The 19618-nt window shown below is 43.6% G+C and carries 15 protein-coding genes, 1 tRNA gene and 1 pseudogene; 6 read left to right on the top strand and 11 right to left on the bottom strand.

Annotated features, from left to right (window positions below; translation table 11 throughout):
- Window positions 1-168: 168 nt before the first annotated feature.
- Window positions 169-495, bottom strand: coding sequence for a thioredoxin TrxA (trxA, locus tag PSF11_RS12050; protein ID WP_072502689.1), 327 nt, complete (start codon window positions 493-495; stop codon window positions 169-171).
- A gap of 117 nt (window positions 496-612) precedes the next feature.
- On the opposite strand from trxA, the gene rhlB reads away from it, so the two are divergent.
- A complete protein-coding gene (gene rhlB, locus PSF11_RS12045; RefSeq protein WP_004915459.1) occupies window positions 613-1899 on the top strand; it encodes an ATP-dependent RNA helicase RhlB in 1287 nt (428 codons plus the stop codon).
- Between the two features lie 11 nt (window positions 1900-1910).
- Entirely contained in the window at window positions 1911-3416 is a 1506-nt protein-coding gene (gene gppA, locus PSF11_RS12040; protein ID WP_004915455.1) for a guanosine-5'-triphosphate,3'-diphosphate diphosphatase, read from the top strand.
- 46 nt (window positions 3417-3462) lie between these two features.
- Here the strand turns inward: gppA and rep are convergent, their stop codons facing one another.
- Window positions 3463-5484, bottom strand: coding sequence for a DNA helicase Rep (rep, locus tag PSF11_RS12035; protein WP_072502688.1), 2022 nt, complete (start codon window positions 5482-5484; stop codon window positions 3463-3465).
- 262 nt (window positions 5485-5746) lie between these two features.
- On the bottom strand, window positions 5747-7222 hold the full coding sequence (gene ilvC / locus PSF11_RS12030; RefSeq protein WP_072502687.1) for a ketol-acid reductoisomerase: 1476 nt from the start codon (window positions 7220-7222) through the stop codon (window positions 5747-5749).
- Window positions 7223-7400: 178 nt separating this feature from the next.
- Between ilvC and ilvY the strand changes: the two genes are divergently transcribed.
- Window positions 7401-8297, top strand: a complete 897-nt coding sequence (gene ilvY, locus PSF11_RS12025; RefSeq protein WP_004915447.1) for an HTH-type transcriptional activator IlvY — start codon at window positions 7401-7403, stop codon at window positions 8295-8297.
- On the opposite strand, the gene ilvA is transcribed toward ilvY, so the two are convergent.
- From ilvA to ilvL, 6 genes are all read right to left on the bottom strand, one after another.
- Window positions 8289-9863: a threonine ammonia-lyase, biosynthetic gene (gene ilvA / locus PSF11_RS12020; protein ID WP_171831062.1), complete on the bottom strand. Its 1575-nt coding sequence runs from the start codon at window positions 9861-9863 to the stop codon at window positions 8289-8291. The two genes, ilvY and ilvA, sit on opposite strands and share 9 nt — an antisense overlap.
- A gap of 5 nt (window positions 9864-9868) precedes the next feature.
- On the bottom strand, window positions 9869-11719 hold the full coding sequence (ilvD, locus tag PSF11_RS12015; protein ID WP_014657278.1) for a dihydroxy-acid dehydratase: 1851 nt from the start codon (window positions 11717-11719) through the stop codon (window positions 9869-9871).
- A 65-nt stretch (window positions 11720-11784) separates the two neighbouring features.
- Window positions 11785-12711, bottom strand: a complete 927-nt coding sequence (locus PSF11_RS12010) for a branched-chain amino acid transaminase (RefSeq protein ID WP_004915437.1) — start codon at window positions 12709-12711, stop codon at window positions 11785-11787.
- 12 nt (window positions 12712-12723) lie between these two features.
- Window positions 12724-12993 (bottom strand): acetolactate synthase 2 small subunit, encoded by a 270-nt coding sequence (gene ilvM, locus PSF11_RS12005; protein ID WP_004915433.1) that lies wholly within the window; start codon window positions 12991-12993, stop codon window positions 12724-12726.
- Entirely contained in the window at window positions 12990-14636 is a 1647-nt protein-coding gene (gene ilvG, locus PSF11_RS12000; RefSeq protein WP_072502686.1) for an acetolactate synthase 2 catalytic subunit, read from the bottom strand. Before ilvG ends, ilvM begins: the two co-directional genes overlap by 4 nt.
- 133 nt (window positions 14637-14769) lie before the next feature.
- A complete protein-coding gene (gene ilvL, locus PSF11_RS11995) occupies window positions 14770-14871 on the bottom strand; it encodes an ilv operon leader peptide (RefSeq protein WP_071599630.1) in 102 nt (33 codons plus the stop codon).
- 479 nt (window positions 14872-15350) lie between these two features.
- Between ilvL and PSF11_RS11990 the strand changes: the two genes are divergently transcribed.
- Entirely contained in the window at window positions 15351-16877 is a 1527-nt protein-coding gene (locus PSF11_RS11990; protein ID WP_004915428.1) for a YifB family Mg chelatase-like AAA ATPase, read from the top strand.
- Window positions 16878-17061: 184 nt separating this feature from the next.
- Here PSF11_RS11990 and PSF11_RS11985 read toward each other — a convergent pair whose 3' ends face one another.
- A complete protein-coding gene (locus PSF11_RS11985) occupies window positions 17062-17400 on the bottom strand; it encodes a DUF413 domain-containing protein (RefSeq protein WP_004915426.1) in 339 nt (112 codons plus the stop codon).
- Between the two features lie 111 nt (window positions 17401-17511).
- Between PSF11_RS11985 and hdfR the strand changes: the two genes are divergently transcribed.
- A complete protein-coding gene (gene hdfR, locus PSF11_RS11980) occupies window positions 17512-18357 on the top strand; it encodes an HTH-type transcriptional regulator HdfR (protein WP_004915423.1) in 846 nt (281 codons plus the stop codon).
- 244 nt (window positions 18358-18601) lie between these two features.
- Window positions 18602-19397 (top strand): annotated as a pseudogene (locus PSF11_RS11975) (transposase).
- A gap of 142 nt (window positions 19398-19539) precedes the next feature.
- Here PSF11_RS11975 and PSF11_RS11970 read toward each other — a convergent pair.
- A tRNA-Trp gene (locus PSF11_RS11970) sits at window positions 19540-19615 on the bottom strand.
- Window positions 19616-19618 lie beyond the last annotated feature (3 nt).

Here is a 19618-nt window from a genome sequence, read left to right as displayed (position 1 = left end):
ACTGACAAACCAGATATTTATGATAAGAGCAACGGATTATAAAGTAATTCTTTCGGGTGCAATATGGGGATTGCCGATAACTTACCATGCTTCATTGAGGACGTCTAGCGGTGCGCCCTATAAAATAGATGTACCGCTAAACGTTTTACCTTAAACAACAACTATAACTTACAGATTTTCGTCCAAAAATTCTTTTAACTGAATTTTAGAGAATATGCCCACTTTTGTTGCTACGACATTGCCATTTTTGAATAATAGGAGCGTAGGGATATTACGAATACCATATTTTGGTGCTGTGGCCGGGTTATCAACAATATTCAGTTTTGCGATGGTCAATTTGCCTGTATATTCTTCAGCAATTTCATCAAGAATAGGCGCAATCATATGACAAGGACTACACCATGCAGCCCAGAAATCGACGAGAACAGGTGACGAGGCGTTTAAGACTTCGCTCTCAAAGCTTGCATCAGTTATGTGAATAATTTTGTCGCTCATATTGTACTCCAATGGATCATTTTTGCAGTCTTAGTATAACATTAATTGGCAGCAGTATGCTTTATTTCAAAAGATACACTTTCGTAAACCAACCGTTAACTGATATTCTACCACACTATGAGTAAAGCACACTTGACAGAAAAGAAGTTTTCCGACTTCGCCTTACACCCCAAAGTCATTGAGGCCCTAAATAAAAAAGGCTTCAATTTTTGCACGCCTATACAGGCGTCTACCCTGCCTTTCACTGTCGAAGGCAAAGATGTTGCGGGGCAAGCGCAAACAGGAACGGGTAAAACGTTAGCATTTTTAACGTCTACATTTCATTATTTACTAACTCACCCTTCGATTGAGGGTAAAAAAGTCAATCAGCCCCGAGCGCTGATTATGGCACCCACCCGTGAACTGGCAGTGCAAATCTACTCAGATGCAAAAGAGCTTGCTGAGTATACGGGTCTAAAAATGGGGCTAGCCTATGGCGGTGATGGCTATGATGAGCAATTAAAGGTGCTACAAAATGGTGTTGATATTCTTATCGGCACAACGGGACGTTTAATTGACTATGCAAAACAAGGTCATATTGACTTAAATGCCGTACAAGTGGTTGTTCTAGATGAAGCTGATCGCATGTACGATCTGGGCTTTATTAAAGATATTCGTTGGTTATTCCGTCGCATGCCTGCGGTAACCGAAAGGTTAAACCTACTCTTTTCAGCTACGCTCTCTTACCGTGTCAGAGAACTTGCTTTTGAACAGATGAATAGCCCTGAATATATTGAAGTCGAGCCGTTACAAAAAACGGGTCACCGTATTAAAGAAGAGCTGTTTTATCCTTCAAATGAAGAGAAAATGCGCTTATTGCAAACGTTGCTTGAAGAAGAGTGGCCAGAGCGTTGTATTATTTTTGCCAATACCAAACATCGTTGCGATGAGATTTGGGCACACCTTGCGGCTGACGGTCATCGTGTAGGGCTACTCACCGGAGATGTTGCTCAGAAGAAACGACTGCGTATTTTAGAAGAGTTTACTCAAGGTAATCTCGATATTTTAGTTGCGACCGATGTCGCTGCTCGCGGGTTACATATTCCTTCTGTTACCCATGTCTTTAACTATGACTTACCTGATGATTGTGAAGACTATGTACACCGCATTGGTCGTACTGGTCGTGCAGGTGAAAGTGGTCATTCAATCAGCCTTGCTTGTGAAGAGTACGCTTTGAATCTACCCGCCATCGAAGAGTACATTCAACATTCGATTCCAGTGAGTAAGTACAACAGCGAAGCGTTATTAACTGACCTTCCTGCTCCGAAACGCCGCCATCGTCCGCGTCCAGGAGGGCCTCGTCGCAATTCAAATTCGCCACGTCGCCATAATGGCCCACGTAACAACCATAAACGTTCAGGCTGAGTAATAACGATATGCTGAAATCTTCTTCTCTCTATGCAGCAATTGATTTAGGTTCGAACAGTTTTCATATGCTGATCGTTCGTGAAGTTGCAGGCAGTATTCAAATTATTTCGAGAGTAAAACGCAAAGTGCGCCTAGCCGCTGGTTTAGATGGCAATAATATGCTGTCAGAACAAGCTATGGAGCGCGGTTGGCAATGTTTGAGGCTCTTTTCAGAGCACTTACAAGATATCCCTAGCGCTCAAATCCGTGTCGTCGCGACTGCAACATTGCGGCTGGCTAAAAATGCCGATGTTTTTGTGCAAAAAGCCAGTGAAATTCTAGGTAATACCGTCAAAGTTATTCAAGGAGAAGAAGAGGCGCGCTTAATTTACCAAGGCGTTGCTCACACAACCGGAGGCCCCGATCAGCGTTTAGTCGTTGATATTGGGGGAGGTAGTACCGAGCTGGTTACAGGTATCGGTGCCAAAGCCACTCAGCTATTTAGCCTTGAAATGGGTTGCGTCACTTGGCTAGAAAAATATTTTAGTGATCGCACACTCACCGAGGAGAATTTTACTCAAGCGGAGTTAGCCGCCCACGCGGTGATTGCCCCTATTGCGGATACCTTAAAAAATCATGGTTGGAAAATTTGTGTTGGTGCATCAGGCACCGTTCAAGCCATCCAAGAAATCATGATCGCGCAAGGCATGGATGAGCTGATCACCTTAGATAAGCTACAACAGCTTAAATATAAAGCCATTCAATGCCACAAGCTTGAAGAGTTAGAAATTGAAGGGCTCACCTTTGAGCGAGCGCTGGTATTCCCAAGCGGTCTGTCTATCCTCATCGCTATTTTTAAAGCTTTATCGATTGATAATATGACTTTAGCGGGTGGTGCATTGCGTGAAGGGTTAGTTTACGGCATGCTTGAATTACCCATTGAGCAAGATATTCGCGCTCGTACCTTGCGTAATATTCAGCGTCGCTTTCAAGTCGATATCGAGCAAGCTGCCCGCGTTAGCCAATTAGCAGAGCATTTCTTTTTACAGGTCTCTAAAAATTGGCAGCTAGACCTACGCTGCCGTGATTTGTTATCAAGTGCCTGTGCTTTGCATGAAATCGGTTTAAGCGTTGACTTCCGCAAAGGGCCGGAGCATGCCAGTTACCTTATCACTAACCTTGACCTTCCTGGCTTTACTCCTGCACAAAAGCGCTTACTGGCTGCATTACTCCGCAATCAACACGGGCCTGTTGATCTAGCCACACTCAGTCAACAAAATGCTTTACCCATGCAACAAGCTTATCATTTATGCCGCCTGTTGCGATTAGCTATTCTTTTTGCAAGCCGTCGGCGAGATGATACATTGCCAGCATTACGACTTCATGCAGAGACCCATTCTCTGACGATTGTATTGCCTTACCGCTGGCTCGCAGAGCATCCATTACGAGCAGAAAACTTGCAACAAGAAGTTCAGTGGCAAGGTTATGTTAACTGGCCTTTGAAACTTGAAGAGCGTAATAGCTCCAACAATTAATTTTCCCCCTCACATTCGTTACAGTGAATGTGAGGGGTCATTTCTGCTAGCTTTTCTTATTTAATCCTAAACGAGCCTTAATATCAGCGAGTGCAGATTGTCCTTTTTGCATCCGCTCTTCCGCGGTCACCACTTTTCGTTGCTGTTCCCACTCTAAATCATCTTGCGGCAATTCTAATAAAAAGCGACTTAGCTCAGGGCGGATTAATTCACCGTATTGTCGACGTTCACGGCAATGGCTAAAAAATAGCTCTTTTTGTGCCCGTGTTATTCCAACATAAGCTAACCGCCGCTCTTCATCGATGTTATCCTCATCAATACTACTTTGATGCGGTAACAACCCCTCTTCCATCCCTACTAAAAACACATAAGGGAACTCCAGCCCTTTAGATGCGTGTAATGTCATTAATTGCACTTGATCTGATTCTTCATCATCTTCACCGCGCTCCATCATATCGCGCAGCGTAAAACGCATTACAACCTGATCTAATGACATAGGATCATTCAAGTCGTCACCTTCAATCATTTCACTCATCCATGTAAACAACTGATTGACGTTTTTCATTCGCATCTCAGCAGCTTTCGTACTTGCCGAAGTTTCATAGAGCCAACTTTCATAGTCCATTTCACGCAGTAAATCACGCACGGCCAATAATGGCTCACGCTCAGACTGTTGAACAATTTTCTCCATCCAACGTGTGAACTGCTGTAGCGCGGTTAATCCTTTGCCTGTTAATGTTTGCTCCAGTCCTAAATCAAAACTAGCTTGATATAAACTTTTACCGCGTTGATTAGCCCATTCACCTAATTTTTGGATCGTTTTTGGCCCAATTTCACGGCGTGGCGTATTCACAATGCGCAAAAAAGCACTGTCATCTTCAGGGTTAGTGATGACTCGCAAATACGCTAATAAATCTTTGATTTCTGGGCGAGAAAAGAATGATGTTCCCCCCGAAATACGGTAAGGAATACGGTTTTGCATCAACATTTTTTCAAAGATACGCGATTGATGGTTACCGCGATACAAAATGGCATAATCTTTATATTGTGTTTTATTAATAAAGTGATGCGCAATCAATTCACCGATAACTCTTTCAGCTTCATGATCTTCATTATTGGCCGTAATAACCTTAAGTGGTGCCCCATAACCTAGTGTCGAAAATAATTTCTTCTCAAATACGTGGGGGTTATTTGCAATCAAAATATTGGCTGCTTTTAGTATGCGCTCCGATGAACGATAGTTTTGCTCCAACTTAATCACATTTAACTTTGGAAAATCCTGACTCAATAGCACTAAGTTTTGTGGGCGAGCACCACGCCAAGAGTAGATAGATTGGTCATCATCGCCAACTACCGTAAACCGCGCACGCTGACCCACCAGCAATTTAACCAATTGATATTGGCTTGTATTGGTATCCTGATACTCATCCACCAGCAAATAGCGAATTTTTTGTTGCCAACGCTCCCGCACCTCTTCGTTATGGGATAAAAGTAAGGTCGGCTTACTGATCAAATCATCGAAATCCAATACGTTACAGCTTTTTAAATGCAATTCGTAACGACGATAACACTCTGCAAAACGATGCTCTTTCTCACTTCTCACTTTCGCCAACACCTGCTCTGGTGCTAACAGATCATTTTTCCAATTCGAGATCGATGAGATCAGTTGCTGCAAAAGATCTTTATCTTCCTCTAGCAGATCAAAAGTGAGCTCTTTGAGCAATGCCATTTGGTCCTGATCATCAAACAGAGAAAAATTAGCCTTAATACCTAACGCCTTATATTCACGTTTAATGATCTCCAAGCCCAAGGTATGAAATGTAGAGATAATTAACCCTCGAGCTTCTTTCCGCCCCAATGTTTGTGCGACACGCTCTTTCATTTCACGAGCGGCTTTATTGGTAAAGGTGACCGCTGCAATTTGACGTGGTTGATAGCCACATTGGCGGATCAGGTGTGCTATTTTATTCGTTATCACTCGGGTTTTTCCCGAGCCGGCACCAGCCAATACAAGGCATGGGCCATCCACAAATTCAACAGCCTGCTGCTGGCTTGGATTTAATCGCATGGTTTCTCTAGATCAGGTTATTTTCAAAAAGACAGATTGTTGTCGATTGTAGCAGAAAGCACTCGGCGCATAAAAACGGCTAAACCATCATGTATCCATTTAACTGTATATTTCTATCTGTGACGGTCGAGTCTGAAAAACAAAAAAACCGTGTCATTCAGAACAACACGGTTTTCAATACGATATTATTTTATATCTAATATATTTTTCTAAACTATTCGCGTTAAAGGAAAACGGCGAATAGTGCTAGTGTGACGAAAAATTAGCCACCCACTGAAATGCGTTTCATATCTGTCATATATCCACGCAGCGTCTTACCGATTTTCTCAATTGGGTGGTTACGGATAGCTTCATTAACATCACGCAGTTGTGCATTATCGGTGCCATTATCAGCAACAGGTTTCGCCAAATCTCCCGCTTGCAGTTTGCTCATAAAGTCTTTCAACATTGGCACAACCGCGAACGAGAACAGGTAGTTACCATATTCCGCCGTATCTGAAATAACCACGTTCATTTCATACAGGCGTTTACGAGCGATAGTATTGGCTATCAGTGGCAGCTCGTGCAGTGACTCGTAATAAGCGGATTCCTCAAGGATCCCAGCTTCCAGCATAGTATCAAACGCCAACTCAACCCCAGCTTTAACCATTGCAACTAACAAAACACCGTGGTCAAAATACTCTTGCTCAGCGATTTTTCCTTCATATTCAGGGTAGTTTTCAAATGGTGTTTTACCGGTTTCTTCACGCCAAGCCAGCAAATTCTTATCATCATTTGCCCAGTCAGCCATCATGGTTTCTGAGAATTTACCAGAAATAATGTCATCCATATGTTTTTGGAACAAAGGAGCCATGATTGTTTTCAGTTGCTCAGACAGTGCAAATGCGCGCAATTTCGCAGGGTTTGATAGACGATCCATCATCAGCGTGATACCACCTTGCTTCAATGCTTCGGTAATTGTTTCCCAACCGAATTGGATTAATTTACCGGCATAGCCTGGCTCAACACCATCAGCAACCATCTTGTCATAACAAAGCAGAGCGCCCGCTTGCAACATACCACACAGGATGGTTTGTTCACCCATCAAGTCAGATTTAACTTCTGCAACGAATGATGACTCCAGTACACCAGCACGATGTCCGCCAGTTGCCGCAGCCCATGCTTTCGCAATAGCCAGACCTTCACCTTTAGGGTCATTTTCAGGGTGAACAGCAATCAGCGTTGGCACACCGAAACCACGTTTATACTCTTCGCGAACCTCAGTACCTGGGCACTTTGGAGCAACCATCACAACAGTAATATCTTTACGGATCTCTTCACCTACTTCAACAATGTTAAAGCCGTGCGAGTAACCTAATGCAGCGCCTTGCTTCATCATTGGCTGAACAGCGCGAACGACCGCTGAGTGCTGCTTGTCTGGCGTTAAGTTAATGACCAAATCCGCTTCAGGGATCAATTCTTCATAAGTACCGACTTTAAAACCGTTTTCTGTCGCTTTACGCCATGATGCACGTTTTTCAGCGATCGCTTCAGCACGTAATGCGTAAGCAATATCCAGACCTGAATCACGCATATTTAGGCCTTGGTTTAAACCTTGAGCACCACAACCGACGATGACGATTTTTTTACCTTTCAGGTATCCTGCTTCATCCGCGAACTCTTCGCGCTTCATGAAACGACATTTGCCTAACTGCTCTAACTGCTGACGCAGATTCAAAGTATTAAAATAATTCGCCATTGTCTTACTCCGTTGTTCTGTTGTGTTCGTTATTTCAGGCATCTGCCTGTCGCTTTTCTATTTAGCGTTTATGGTTTTACTATATGCGATGATTCGCATTGCTTAAATTGATATATTAACAATACAATGTTGCATATTATGCAACGCTCTTTTGACTTAACTTAAGGCTGAAACAAAAATGGATATCCGTGATTTAAAGCTATTTCTTCATTTAGCAGAAAGTTGCCATTTTGGTCGAACCTCTAAGGCGATGTATGTCAGTCCATCCACTTTATCGCGGCAAATTCAACGCTTAGAAGAGCAGCTAGGGCATCCACTTTTTATTCGTGATAATCGGTCGGTAAAACTGACCCAAGCGGGTGAGCACCTTAAACAATTTGCTCAACAAACCTTATTACAATATCAACAACTCCAGCATGTCCTTAACCAGCAAAGCCCTTCTCTTACGGGTGAACTGCGCCTTTTTTGCTCTGTCACTGCCGCGTATAGCCACTTGCCACAAATTCTGGATAAATTCCGCGCACTGCATCCACTGGTAGAAATAAAACTCACCACTGGTGATGCGGCCGATGCTGTCGACAAAGTAGAAACCAAGGAAGCTGACCTTGGGATCGCAGGTAAACCAGAACGCCTTCCTGATAATGTAAGGTTTACTAAAATTGGTGAAATCCCATTGGTACTGATCGCCCCCGCACTACCTTGTGCTGTTCGAACCATGGCTACCGAAGAGCAGCCCGACTGGAATGCGATCCCGTTTATTCTGCCTGAACACGGACCATCACGAAAACGTATCGAACTCTGGTTTCGCCGTCATCACATCAATAATCCCGTGATCTATGCAACTGTCTCAGGCCATGAAGCTATCGTGTCAATGGTCGCACTCGGCTGTGGTATTGCCTTGATACCAAGCGTCGTTGTTGATAACAGCCCTGAGCCAGTTCGCAGCCGTATATTACAACTCGACAATATTTCGCTGGTTGAACCCTTTGAGCTAGGCGTTTGCTCGCTTAGCAAACGCCTAAGTGAACCACTCATCAAATCATTTTGGCAATTGTTGCCCGACCACTCAATCTAATGTTTGCGGTGAGCTTTGGGGGGCTAAAAAGAACCTAAATGACGGGTTCCCTGTTTCATCATGATATTCATAACCTAGCGCATCAAGGTGCCTATCGAAACGCACCTCAGGACCTGATAACTCAAACGCCGCTAACACACGACCATAATCAGTGCCATGGCTACGATAATGGAACAGTGTAATATTCCAATACGTCCCCAGAGTCTCTAAGAATTTTAACAATGCCCCCGGTGATTCTGGGAACTCAAAACTATAAAGGCGCTCCTCCAATGGCTTCGATGGTCGACCACCAATCATATAACGTACATGTAATTTCGCCATTTCATCATCGGATAGGTCGGCAACTTCATAGCCATGTTGTTGCAACTCTTGAATAATTTCACTTCGTTCGTTTTCGCCACCGCTTAACCTCACCCCCACAAAGATACAAGCACGGTCAGGATCTGCATCGGTATAACGATAATTAAACTCCGTGACTGCACGATGGCCTAATAACTGGCAGAAACGCAAAAAGCTGCCTTTTTGTTCAGGGATCGTGACCGCAAGAAGTGCCTCCCGTTGCTCACCAATTTCGCATCGCTCTGAAACATAACGCAGGCCATGGAAATTCATATTTGCACCGGATAAAACATGTGCAAGACGCTCGCCTTTAATGTTGTGCAGTTGCACATATTTTTTTAAGCCTGCTAGTGCTAATGCTCCAGATGGCTCAGCAATCGCACGCACATCCTCAAAAATATCTTTCAACGCCGCACAAATCGCGTCACTGTCTACGGTGATCACATCATCCACATATTTTTGGCAAAGACGGAATGTTTCATCGCCAATACGCTTCACCGCAACGCCTTCAGCAAATAAGCCAACTCGAGGCAAGTCAACCGGATGCCCCGCTGCCAATGCGGCTTTCAAACATGCCGCGTCTTCGGCTTCAACGCCGATAATTTTAATCTCAGGCATCAATTGCTTGATCAGAACCGCTACGCCAGCAATCAGGCCACCACCACCGACGGGGACAAAAATGCGATCAAGATGCGCATCTTGCTGTAACAACTCCAATGCTATTGTGGCTTGCCCTGCAATCACAGAAGGGTGATCAAAAGGGGGAACAAAGGTGTACCCCTCATTTGTCGCCATTTCGATGGCTTTGGCTTTCGCTTCATCAAAATTTGCCCCATGCAAAATGGCTTCACCACCGAAATTACGTACCGCGTCGACCTTAATATCTGCGGTTGCCACAGGCATGACAATCTTTGCTTTCACGCCAACACGACTGGCCGATAATGCAACGCCTTGTGCATGGTTCCCCGCAGAAGCGGTAACCACACCTTTCGCTTTTTGCTCATCGGTCAATCCAGCAATCATGGCGTAAGCACCACGCAACTTAAAGCTATGAACAGGCTGCCTATCTTCACGTTTAACTAAAATCGTATTTCCCATGCGAGCAGACACTTTTCTCATCTCTTGCAATGGGGTGACCTGAGCCACTTCATAAACCGGCGCACTGAGCGCCGCTTTTAAATAATCAGCACCCGTAGGTGCAGAGGGTAATGGTTTTGCAGCAGCCACCGTCATTAGCCTCCCAGCTTAGATTTATCGCGTACAGCGCCCTTATCTGCACTCGTTGCAAGAGATGCGTAGGCACGCAATGCAAAAGAGACCTCACGCTGACGATTACGTGGCGTATACGCTTTATCACCACGCGCCAATTCCGCTTCTCGGCGTTTATTCAGCTCATTATCATCAACATCAAGTGCTATCGTTCTCTTTGGAATATCGATATCAATAATGTCGCCATCTTGTACCAATGCCAACAATCCACCACTAGCGGCTTCAGGTGAAATATGACCAATGGATAACCCGGAGCTTCCTCCTGAGAAGCGGCCATCTGTAATGAGCGCACAGGTTTTCCCTAATCCCATTGATTTAAGGTATGAGGTTGGGTACAACATTTCTTGCATGCCTGGGCCACCTTTCGGGCCTTCATAGCGAATAACAACCACATCCCCTTCAACAACCTTACCGCCTAAAATGGCTTCTACAGCATCATCTTGGCTTTCATAAACCTTCGCTGGCCCACGGAAAGTTAAACTACCTTCATCAACACCTGCGGTTTTCACAATACAGCCATCTTCCGCGATGTTCCCCGCAAGTACCGCTAAGCCCCCATCTAAACTGTAGGCGTGCTCTATATTACGGATACAGCCATTTTCACGGTCAGTGTCGAGAGAAGGCCAGCGACAGTTTTGCGAAAAGGCTTGTGTTGTTCGAATACCCGCAGGCCCCGCCGAAAACATCGACTTAACGGCTTCATCTTGCGTCAACATCACATCATATTGCTCAAGTGTCTGCTTAAGTGTCAGGCCTAAAATATTTTTAACATTATGCTGTAGCAGGCCTGCTCGGCTTAACTCACCTAAAATACCAATAACACCACCAGCACGATGAACATCTTCCATATGATATTTTTGGGTGCTCGGCGCAACTTTACATAAATGCGGGACTTTGCGTGACAAACGGTCAATATCTGCCATTGTGAAATCAACATCGGCTTCTTGAGCCGCTGCTAACAGGTGTAAAACCGTATTGGTTGAGCCACCCATCGCAATATCCAATGTCATCGCATTTTCAAAAGCGGATTTATTAGCGATATTACGCGGCAATGCACTTTCATCATCTTGCTCATAATAGCGCTTAGTTAATTCAACAATACGCTTACCAGCATTGATGAATAACGCTTTACGGTCAGCATGGGTCGCAAGTAATGACCCATTTCCTGGTTGCGATAACCCTAATGCTTCGGTTAAACAGTTCATTGAGTTAGCGGTAAACATACCTGAGCAAGAGCCGCATGTTGGGCAAGCAGAGCGTTCAATTTGTTCGCTGTCCGCATCGCTTACATTAGGGTTCGCGCCTTGGATCATCGCATCCACTAAGTCTAACTTGATAATTTGATCTGAAAGCTTGGTTTTCCCAGCTTCCATAGGACCACCTGAAACAAAAATAACAGGGATATTTAGGCGTAATGATGCCATTAACATACCCGGTGTGATTTTGTCACAGTTAGAGATACATACCATGGCATCTGCACAGTGTGCATTCACCATATATTCGACTGAATCTGCAATTAACTCACGGGAAGGTAAGGAATAAAGCATCCCGCCATGCCCCATTGCAATGCCATCATCGACAGCGATTGTATTAAACTCTTTAGCGACACCCCCTGCCGCTTCGATCTGCTCAGCGACAAGTTTGCCAAGGTCACGCAAATGCACATGGCCCGGTACAAATTGTGTAAATGAGTTAACAACTGCGATAATCGGTTTTCCAAAATCAGCATCGGTCATACCGGTGGCACGCCATAATGCACGTGCGCCTGCCATATTACGGCCATGGGTGGTGGTTGCTGAACGGTACTTCGGCATATCTTTACTCCCGTGTTTTAAAACAGGCGGGGAACGACCGCCTGTAAATCTGTCTGTATTTGTTATTAAGGGTTAACTGGATCTAACCAACCCCATTTATCTTCTGTTGTACCATCAAACAAACCAAAGAAGGCTTGCTGGATCTTTTTGGTCATAGGGCCACAGCGACCAATACCCACTTGAATGCCATCCACACTACGTACTGGCGTGATTTCAGCTGCGGTTCCGGTCATAAACACTTCATCAGCAAGGTATAAAGACTCACGTGATAAGGTTTGTTCACGAACTTCAATGCCCATATCCTTCGCTAACGTTAAAATCGCATCACGAGTGATCCCCGGCAGTGCAGAAGATGTGAATGGTGGTGTAAATAAAATGCCATCTTTCACTTCAAAAATATTTTCACCCGCCCCTTCAGATAAATAACCATTAACATCTAATGCAATTCCCTCTTGATAGCCATGACGACGTGCTTCACTGCCAACAAGTAGCGACGATAAATAGTTACCACCCGCTTTTGCTCCAGTAGGAATGGTATTTGCTGCAACGCGGTTCCATGAGGAAACCATAGCATCAATTCCTTGATCTAAAGCTTCTTCGCCTAAATAGGCCCCCCATGGGAAAGCCGCCATGATGACATCTGTTTTATAACCATCTGGAGGATTAACCCCCATACCAACATCACCAATAAAGACTAATGGACGAATATAGGCACTGACTAAGTTATTTTTACGTAACGTTTCACGGCATGCTTCCATCAGCTCATCAACGCTATAGCTGACAGGCATACGGTAGATTTTTGCAGAATCACGCAAACGCTGCATGTGCTCACGATGGCGGAAAACAACAGGCCCCTTGTGAGAATCATAGCAACGGACGCCTTCAAATACCGATGTACCATAATGCAAAGCATGAGACATAACGTGTACTTTTGCATCGGCCCATGGCGTCATTTCACCGTTAAACCAAATATAGTCAGCTTTCTTAGTCATTTTATTTATTCCTTACATTGCACTTTGTGTGCGTAATAGTCGTGATTCTTGTTCTCTTATTTCAACTTCCGAAACATCAGACAGCTTAGTTAACTGAGCATATAACTGAGCTAATGGACGCTGGCTGTTCACGGTCATTTCGATATTTACATTATCACCATCCGGCATATGATCCATAGTCATCGAACTGATTTGGAATCCACGATGGCGAGTCACCCGTAATATACGCTCTAAAACCTCAGGACGGAAACGGGCCAGTATTGCGAGTTGATGTTGCATCATAACGGTTTCTCCATCATTTTTTCATTGCTCGCCCCTGGTGGAACCAACGGCCAGACGTTTTCTAATTCATTTATTGAGACCTGTAACAGATAAGCGCCTTCACTGTTGAGTAACTCATCAAGCGCTGCGTCAACTTCAGATTTTGAGGTAATGCGTCGCCCTGGGATATCAAAAGCCCGAGCCAAAGCCACAAAATCAGGGTTATCGGTTAAAATCGTTTCGCTATAACGCTGTTCAAAAAACAGCTCTTGCCACTGACGAACCATGCCTAACCGCTGGTTATCTAACAATAAAATTTTAACGGGTAGTTGTTTACGTTTAATGGTGCCAAGCTCTTGTACATTCATCATGAAAGAACCATCTCCAGAGACACAAACCACAGTGTCTTCCGGACGAGCCACTTGTGCGCCAATCGCGGCTGGAATACCAAAGCCCATGGTTCCCAAACCACTAGAAGTAATAAAATCTTCAGGTGCATCAACCGCGATATGTTGGGCCGACCACATTTGATGCTGCCCAACATCTGTCGTGATAACCGTATTTGCCTTCATACGATCAGACAGTTGCTTTAACAGCAAAGGGGCGTAGATAGCATCACCGGGATGATCGTAACGCCAGCTAAACTCATGCTTTAGCTGGCGTACCTCTTCCTGCCAAGATGAAATCGTTTTTTCCATCATCAACTCAGGTAATAACGCTTTAGCATCACCTAATAAAGCGACGTGAGTTTGACGCAATTTATCTAATTCAACATGGTCGATATCGATATGAATGACTTTGGCATTTGGCGCGAATGTATTTAACTTACCTGTCACACGATCATCAAAACGAGCGCCCACGGCTATCAATAAATCACAACGCTGCACCGCGAAGTTTGCCGCCTTAGTACCATGCATCCCCAGCATTCCGAGATAATATGGCTCCGAAGGTGCAACTGCGCCTAGCCCTTTTAAAGTTGTCACAGAAGGAATGCCCGTGTAATCAATAAAACGTCTTAGCTCGGCAACCGCACCTGACATCCCAACGCCACCACCGATATATAACATTGGTTTTTGCGACTGTTTGAGTAACTCTCTTGCCTCAGCAACCTCATGTGACTGGATAGGTAAATCCTGTTCAACAGGCATTAAAAACGGCGCGAGATCTGCATGCTGCAGTTGAATATCTTTCGGAATATCAATCAGTACAGGTCCTGGGCGACCACTATTTGCGATTGCGAAAGCTTCAGCAACAATGCGAGGCAGGTCTTCAAGGGATTCCACTAAAAAACTGTGCTTAGTACAGGCCAGAGATAAACCCAAAACATCGATTTCTTGGAAAGCGTCAGTGCCAATAAATTCCGAACTCACTTGCCCCGTGATAGCCACAACAGGCACAGAATCTAACAAAGCATCCGCTAACCCAGTGATTAAATTCGTCGCTCCCGGCCCTGATGTCGCAATACAAACCCCTGTTTTTGACGTCGAGCGAGCATAACCAATCGCGGCAATAACGGCCCCTTGCTCATGGCGACACAACAGATGCTCAACCCCGCCATCATACAGCGCGTCATACACTGGCATGATAGCGCCTCCCGGATAGCCAAAAACAGTCTCCACTCCCTGCGTCCGCAATGCTTGAACTAACCACTGTGCCCCATTCATGCTTTTCTCCTGTCTTCCAATTAATTTATCTATTTGTATTTATTTTGTTTTTTTAGGTTGGATGATGTTGCTAAACTTTACGTCAAAAAAAACCCCGCGCCTTTCGGTGCGGGGTTCTCGTGAGATCTGGCTACTAATTTAGCCTTCGTCGTCCAAGTGCAGCCCCGCACGGTGGGATAATAATCACCACCACGCTGATAATAATTAGGCTAATCACTCGGAAAAATGCGTTCATCGGTTCTGTCTTTCGCTGTATTATTCGTTATCTATATTAAAGAGGTATCATTTTAAAATTACTTTGACAACTTTTATTTTAAATTTTTATTATCAAAAAATATATTTCAATATAAATCAGATAGATAAAAAACAAACAGAATAAATAACTAGTGTTTTATAGAATTTACAGCAAATACATATAGCGAAGCCATTATACGCAGCCTGATATTCCAACAAGCAAGCGTAGTATTGATGATATTAATTTTAATTTACACCTCATCTTTAAAAAAATTCCTTCTCAATTAATTTCTATTATCTATAAATTAATATCATATAACATATTAATTAATAATAGTTTTACGACCACCTTCGCAAAAATTTAATCCGTGGCAAATATTTTACATTTAAGTTTCCCTTCCCACTCTCATCCTTAAAAAGAGCCATTGAAACGGCTCTTTATTCAACAGAATATTACTCTGTTTATTCAAGGGAGGAGATATGGCATTAGCAATTGTGTATACAAGAGCATCGATAGGAATGAATGCGCCACTGGTTACTGTTGAAGCACATATTAGTAATGGGCTACCTGGATTGACACTTGTAGGTTTACCTGAAACGGCTGTAAAAGAATCGAGAGATAGAGTACGGAGCGCATTATTAAACAGCGGTTTTGAATTCCCTGCAAAAAAAATGACGATTAACTTAGCCCCTGCCGATCTCCCGAAAGAAGGGGGACGTTACGATCTTGCGATAGCAATCGCTATCTTAGCGTCATCAGGCCAAGTGCCTACAAAAATACTTCATCAGTATGAATTTCTCGGTGAACTCGCTTTGTCTGGTCATATTCGCCATGTAAATGGTGCTATCCCTGCCGCACTCGCGGCATTAACACAAAAAAGGCAACTCGTTCTTTCATCTGAAAATCAATATGAGCTGAATTTATTACCTGATAATAGTGTTAAGTTTGCAGGAACATTATTAGAACTTTGTCATTTTTTATACGAGAAAATGACATTATCAGGTAATTTCCATCCGACCGAAATCCCTGAGCCCCCCATTTGCGACGGGAATATTAGCGATATTATTGGACAAGAGCAGGGAAAAAGAGCGTTAGAGATCTGTGCAAGTGGTGGGCACAACTTATTGTTATTAGGCCCTCCTGGCACAGGAAAAACGATGCTAGCAAGTCGCCTAAAAACATTACTACCGTCCCTAACGCCACAGGAAGCCCTAGAAGTCGCCTCTATACATAGCCTATGCCATTCAAGCGATTTAACTTCTCCTTGGCCTCCTAGGCCCTTTAGAGCTCCTCACCATAGCGCGTCAATGGCAGCACTCATTGGTGGAGGGAGCCTTCCTAAACCCGGTGAAATATCATTAGCCCATAATGGCATTTTATTTCTGGATGAATTGCCTGAGTTTAGCCGCTCTGTACTTGACGCATTACGTGAGCCACTTGAATCAAGGCAAGTTATTATTTCCCGCGCTAAAGCAAAAGTGTGTTTCCCAGCCAACTTTCAACTCATCGCCGCACTGAACCCAAGCCCTACAGGCCAATATCAAGGTGATTACTGCCGAAGCTCCTCCACGAAAATCTTACGCTACTTATCACGCGTTTCAGGTCCTTTTCTTGATCGATTTGATCTGTCTATTGAAATACCGCTGCTTCCGTTGGGTACACTCAGTCATCAACAGTATCAAAGCGAAAATAGTGAGCAAATCCGCGCTAGAGTCATACTTGCAAGAGAGATACAAATGAAAAGAATGGGGAAACTCAATAGCCAATTAACCGCCAGAGAAACGACAAACCTATGCCAACTCACATCCAAAGATTCACTTTTTTTGGAGCATGCCTTAAACAAACTTGGGTTATCGATACGTGCTTGGCATCGCATTTTAAGAGTCGCTCGAACTATTGCCGACTTACAAAATACCAATAATATCGAAAAACCCCATCTTCTCGAAGCTCTCGGTTATAGAGCGATGGATAAGTTATTGCTTCATTTGCAAAAACAAGTAAGCTGAGTAGCTGGAGAGGTGGTGAATGAGAGTGGCATAAGCGTACACTCTAAATGAATTTACGGTGATGTAGCAGCGCTTATTACACTGGCCTCATAGAGAGATTTAGAAAGTCAGCTTCGTTACTTTACGTGACTATAACGCATATAAGTTAAGGGGCCTGTAAGCCCCTCTAAATATATTGATGATATTAATCGTCTGTATCTGTATAGTCATCCGAAGGGTCTATCTGAGGCTTACCGCCAGAGAGAGTATGGAAGCGTTTCGGACGATTTATGCGGCTAGAATATTTCGCCCACACTTTTTCTTCAGGAGTTACAGGTTCCCTTTCGCCGCGGCAAACCGCAACGAAAAGTTTTTCTTCGTCGGTTTGTGCTGCACGTTTGCCGGAATCAAGCTCAGAAAAAGCTTGGCCATGGCGCTCGAGTAACTGAGCTTCCTTGATGGTAAAATCACCATGACGAGAAAAGCCACGTGGGTAATGTTTATTGTCAAAAAAACGATTAGTCGTGATGAAGCTTTCTGCCATCTGACACACTCCTAACTTATTACTGTCAACTCTTTATGGCGCGGAGTATTAGACAGCATTGACAATCTGTAAAACAAAACATTTAAATCATCACGACAAAAATTATTGGAGATGTATGTGGATACTGAGTTATTAAAAACATTTTTGGAAGTCAGTAGAACCAGACACTTCGGCCGAGCCGCGGAATCACTCTATTTAACGCAATCAGCTGTCAGTTTTCGCATCCGGCAACTCGAAACACAGCTCGGTACAAACCTATTCACGCGACACCGCAATAATATTAGGCTAACGGCTGCTGGGGAGCGCTTAGTTCCTTACGCTGAATCCTTAATGAATACATGGCTACAAGCCAAAAAAGAGATCTCCCATGCTTCACAGCATACTGAATTGTCGATAGGTGCTACCGCATCATTATGGGAAGGCTACCTTACCGATTGGATGCAATCACTGTATGAACAGCATGATGAATTACGTTTAGAGGCGAGAGTTTCGACTCGGCAGTCACTGGTGAAACAACTGCATTCGAGAGAGCTAGATTTATTAATTGCTACTGAACCGCCAAAAATGGATGAGTTCGAAAGCACCATCATAGGCACTATTGAGCTTCAATTAATGGCCTCACAAAAAAATATCGCTTTAACAAATTATAATTATATCAAATTAGAGTGGAGTGCCGATTTTCAACCTCAAAATGACGCAAGCCTTACGCCCGATGATTCGCCAGTTATGATCACGACATCTGCACACATTGCTCGTCAATTACTGCCTGTATCACTTTCTGCCGCGTTTTTACCGTCTCACTGGAGTATTCAGTACCCTGGACTCAAAACGCTCTCAGAGACCGTAATTACAAAACCACTCTACGCCGTCTGGTTACAAAAGAACGATCAACAAGCATTGATTAATCAATTAATAAAAACCCCCATTAAAAACGCACAATTAGCCCCTACGTCATAACTGACTAACTACTTATCAGTTTTAACTACGCTCGATAATACTGTCGGGCGTTTTTTCTTATCAGCCTCTTTAATTTAGCCTCTTACGCATAATAATCTCTCATACGAACGACAGGGCTATTTCAATTCAAGCCAATAACTTAACCTGAACTCGAGATAAGAAAAATAAAAAAGAAGGAAGCGAAAAGTAGGTTCGGTGATCAGATCTTTCGACCAAAAAACCACTGTTCACCAAGGAATCCACTATGCATAATTTAGTTGACTTATTTTGTCATATCGATGATTTTGCAAATTTTTCATCCCACAATGGCAAAAATACTTGATTGAAAGTGGTAAAGGTCAGCGGCTACACCAAACAAGAATGACAAGCAGTGGAATTATGACCATCATCATTGCATTCCCTGTGTCTCATCATCGTGATTTGAAGCATTTTTATATTGGGTTCATTGTGGTATACCACAAAAAAGACTTTCCAACCTTATTGAGCTACACGCGTTTTTTTGACGTCATATCGAAGGTTTGAGTGCCATTACGTTCCTTCTTTACCCATCTAAAAGGTCAACCAACAGGTATCGAGTTTATTACCAGTATTAAAGTGTGCCACAACCTACGGATCCCAAAACATCGGGTTTTTAAAAACTCGGCGGCCAGAGGAAAAGAGACGATGGGATGGTTCTACGGTTTCAAGCAGCACATCATCGTTAACCATCTTGATGAGATTGTTGCCGCAGAACTTACATCAGCAAAGCATTAACTGAAGATTTAAAGATGGAAGGAATAACATTGGTTACAGGACAACGCAAAAATATGAAGCCAAAATTATTAGTGGCCTGAGATAGAGCGATGCTCGCTAAGCGATTCATTATTGAAACAACTAATGATCAGCTGAAAAAATATTACGCAGATTGAACATTCTCACCATCGTAGTTTGCATGGATTCATGTTGAATTCACTGGGCGGTTTTGCCTATTGTTTGAAACCGAAAAAGTCATCCTGAATATTTCAAATGTCGAGAAAACAGGGCTTCAAATAATGGCTTAAACCGATCTCAAGTTAACTTAGAAATAACAGGAATAGGTCGCAAATTTAGGTAGGAATTATCGATTTTTGCATAAAGAAAAACCCGATTAAAGTAATCGGGTTATCAATAAGATACTTCTTTTGTTTTTACTTAATTGGTAACTGGCAGGGGCGGAGAGGCTCGAACTCCCAACACCCGGTTTTGGAGACCGGTGCTCTACCAATTGAACTACGCCCCTAAA

It is taken from the genome of Providencia sp. PROV119, assembly GCF_028482435.1.
GTDB lineage: Bacteria > Pseudomonadota > Gammaproteobacteria > Enterobacterales > Enterobacteriaceae > Providencia > Providencia stuartii.
The sequence above is the reverse complement of the archived record's forward strand: the minus strand, read 5'-3'. Positions and strand labels throughout refer to the sequence as shown.

What these genes read in the sequence shown, in the direction of transcription:
- PSF11_RS11990 (WP_004915428.1), top strand. Translation starts at nt 15,351, where the DNA reads ATGGCATTAGCAATTGTGTATACAAGAGCATCGATAGGAATGAATGCG.
- ilvD (WP_014657278.1), bottom strand. Translation starts at nt 11,719, where the DNA reads ATGCCGAAGTACCGTTCAGCAACCACCACCCATGGCCGTAATATGGCA.
- hdfR (WP_004915423.1), top strand. Translation starts at nt 17,512, where the DNA reads ATGTATGTGGATACTGAGTTATTAAAAACATTTTTGGAAGTCAGTAGA.
- ilvC (WP_072502687.1), bottom strand. Translation starts at nt 7,222, where the DNA reads ATGGCGAATTATTTTAATACTTTGAATCTGCGTCAGCAGTTAGAGCAG.
- ilvG (WP_072502686.1), bottom strand. Translation starts at nt 14,636, where the DNA reads ATGAATGGGGCACAGTGGTTAGTTCAAGCATTGCGGACGCAGGGAGTG.
- ilvY (WP_004915447.1), top strand. Translation starts at nt 7,401, where the DNA reads ATGGATATCCGTGATTTAAAGCTATTTCTTCATTTAGCAGAAAGTTGC.
- PSF11_RS11985 (WP_004915426.1), bottom strand. Translation starts at nt 17,400, where the DNA reads ATGGCAGAAAGCTTCATCACGACTAATCGTTTTTTTGACAATAAACAT.
- ilvL (WP_071599630.1), bottom strand. Translation starts at nt 14,871, where the DNA reads ATGAACGCATTTTTCCGAGTGATTAGCCTAATTATTATCAGCGTGGTG.
- PSF11_RS12010 (WP_004915437.1), bottom strand. Translation starts at nt 12,711, where the DNA reads ATGACTAAGAAAGCTGACTATATTTGGTTTAACGGTGAAATGACGCCA.
- rhlB (WP_004915459.1), top strand. Translation starts at nt 613, where the DNA reads ATGAGTAAAGCACACTTGACAGAAAAGAAGTTTTCCGACTTCGCCTTA.
- trxA (WP_072502689.1), bottom strand. Translation starts at nt 495, where the DNA reads ATGAGCGACAAAATTATTCACATAACTGATGCAAGCTTTGAGAGCGAA.
- ilvM (WP_004915433.1), bottom strand. Translation starts at nt 12,993, where the DNA reads ATGATGCAACATCAACTCGCAATACTGGCCCGTTTCCGTCCTGAGGTT.
- rep (WP_072502688.1), bottom strand. Translation starts at nt 5,484, where the DNA reads ATGCGATTAAATCCAAGCCAGCAGCAGGCTGTTGAATTTGTGGATGGC.
- gppA (WP_004915455.1), top strand. Translation starts at nt 1,911, where the DNA reads ATGCTGAAATCTTCTTCTCTCTATGCAGCAATTGATTTAGGTTCGAAC.